We start from the raw sequence: 1001 nt of genomic DNA, 5'->3' as shown, positions 1-1001 counted from the left end.
ACATAAGCGTCCTGTCCCACTTGCAGCTGATCCACATCGACCGGTTGAACACGGCTTTCAATCACCAGATCACTGTCTTCCGGCACCACCAGCATGAGCGTGTCACCCGGTGCGATCACGCCGCCAACAGTGTGAACGTTGAGCTGGTGCACATAACCGGATTGCGGGGCGCGGATGTCAATGCGCTTCAGCCGGTCCTGTGCAGCCACTTCCTGCTCTTCCAACTCGGCAATCTGTGAGCGGATGTTTTGCAGGTCAGACAGAACTTTTTCTAAAAACTCTTCGTCCAGCTGCAAGATCTGCACGCGCTTTTCGCTGATGGCTTCCTTGGTCTGGGCGACCTGAGAGATCAGCCCGCCGCGATCCCCAACCAGCTCGGCCCGTTCCCGCTTGATGGCGGTGACCTGAGAGGCGTTGATCAGGCGCTTTTCCAAAAGAGAAGCAAAGTCGGCGAGTTGCTGGGTGACAAGATCAATGCTTTCAGCCTTAGCATCGCGCTGCACCTGCAGGCCTTCAATCTGCTGCTCCAGCTGAGCAATCTGCTCGCCAAGCTGCTTCTTGCGGCCTTTGATGCCTTGCTGACGGGCAGCAAAGAGAGCTTGCTCACCATCCAGAGCAGTGGCAGCAATCTTGTCGGTCTTTGCCAGCTCAACCAGAACTTCCGGGAAGGTGACCTGAGCGTCATTGCGCCACTCGGCAGAAAGGCGGGCTTCCTGCACCTGCATCTGATGAAGACGCTTGCGGGTGATGGCCAGATTGGCTTTCACTACCGTTTCATCCAAACGGAACAGCACATCACCGGCTTTGACTTCATCGCCATCTTTGACGAGGATTTCGCCGACAATGCCGCCTTCCTGATGCTGCACCTTCTTGGCCTGTCCATCAACAGCGATGGAGCCGGAGGTGATCACTGCGCTGTTGATCTTGGCAACGGAGGACCAGCCGCCAAGGCCAAGCACAAGAACGCCCACAAGGACGAGGCCCCAGCGCATGTGTTTCTT

1 protein-coding gene is annotated in these 1001 nt (G+C 56.8%); it reads right to left on the bottom strand.

The features are described 5' to 3' along the window. Window positions 1-1001, bottom strand: a 1001-nt coding sequence (locus PPL9_RS14070) for an HlyD family type I secretion periplasmic adaptor subunit (RefSeq protein WP_152986698.1), incomplete at both ends; no start/stop codon positions are given.

Origin of the sequence: Pseudovibrio sp. POLY-S9, assembly GCF_001431305.1 — a bacterium.
GTDB lineage: Bacteria > Pseudomonadota > Alphaproteobacteria > Rhizobiales > Stappiaceae > Pseudovibrio.
Note: the sequence above shows the minus strand (reverse complement) of the source record. Positions and strands in the feature narration are given on the sequence as shown.